This is a genomic window from Bradyrhizobium sp. 62, from assembly GCF_023073035.1.
GTDB lineage: Bacteria > Pseudomonadota > Alphaproteobacteria > Rhizobiales > Xanthobacteraceae > Bradyrhizobium.
On record NZ_JADPIT010000015.1, the window covers coordinates 1029996 to 1031204 of the forward strand.

3 protein-coding genes are annotated in these 1209 nt (G+C 63.4%); all 3 read right to left on the bottom strand.

What is annotated here, in order from left to right; genetic code table 11:
• Positions 1 to 429: NADH-quinone oxidoreductase subunit NuoB (nuoB, locus tag IVB47_RS15440; RefSeq protein WP_247462455.1), on the bottom strand; the 429-nt coding region annotated here is incomplete at its 3' end.
• Complete coding sequence (locus IVB47_RS15445; protein WP_007603535.1) at positions 420 to 785, bottom strand: NADH-quinone oxidoreductase subunit A; 366 nt, start codon at positions 783 to 785, stop codon at positions 420 to 422. The genes IVB47_RS15445 and nuoB, both read right to left, overlap by 10 nt.
• Positions 786 to 909: 124 nt before the next feature.
• A partial coding sequence (locus IVB47_RS15450; protein WP_247462456.1) for a hypothetical protein occupies positions 910 to 1209 on the bottom strand: 300 nt, incomplete at its 5' end.

Consider the following 1209-nt stretch of genomic DNA (forward strand, 5'->3'; position numbering starts at 1 on the left):
GCCGCCGTTGGCGCAGGAGCCCATCGAGATGACGTAACGCGGCTCGGGCATCTGGTCGTAGACCTTGCGCAGCGCGGGCGCCATCTTGTTGGTCAGGGTCCCGGCGACGATCATCACGTCCGACTGACGCGGCGAAGCACGCGGCGCGAAGCCGAAGCGCTCGACGTCGTAGCGCGGCATCGACACCTGCATCATCTCGACCGCGCAGCAGGCGAGACCGAAGGTCATCCACATCAGCGAGCCGGTGCGCGCCCAGGTGATGAGGTCGTCGGTCGCGGCCACGAAGAAGCCCTTGTCGGACAGTTCCGAATTGACCTCGAGGAAGAACGGATCATTGGCCCCGACCGGCTTGCCAGTCGACGGGTCCAGGATGCCCTTGGGGGCCGGCGCGAGAACCGGACCGGCGGACGACACAGGGTTCAATCCCATTCCAGTGCGCCTTTCTTCCATTCATAGGCGAACCCGACCGTCAGCACGCCAAGGAACACCACCATGGACCAGAAGCCGGTCGCGCCAAGCTTGCCGAACGCCACCGCCCAGGGAAACAGGAACGCCACCTCGAGGTCGAAGATGATGAAGAGGATGGCGACCAGATAGAAGCGGACGTCGAACTTCATGCGGGCGTCGTCGAAGGCGTTGAAACCGCACTCATACGCCGACAGCTTTTCCGGGTCCGGCTGCTGGAACGCCACGATGAACGGCGCGATCAGCAGCACCAGACCAATGAGGCCCGCTACCCCTATGAAGACGACGAGTGGAAGATAGTTCTGCAGAATGCCGCTCATTGACGAGCCCTTTTTCCCGCAGCCTCGGGACAGCCACGGATTCGTCCAGTTTGGAATTGTTCTGAGCCTTAGCGCAGTGCACCAATGGGCGCAAGACACGCTCTTTTTAGGCCCTTTGTCGCCCTCAGAACGGTGGAAATCCCGGAATCACCCCGCGGCTGGTATGGAGCAGATCGACAGCCCCAGCAAGGGCGCCCCGATCAGTCACACCCGCTGGGCCGTGACGTCCGTTGTTGAGAAGGCTCACTTTATCTAGGCCGCGACGTAGCAATGTCCAGATTACAACGAGGACAGGCGCGCCCACCATCGGGCGGGCGATCTGGGAGCCATGCATCACGATCGGACCCGGGCTCGTCTGGCGAATGCGTCGGGCGGGCGGCGCCCGCTTCCGCCGCCGCGGAAAATCAATGGCGAGCGCGGCGGC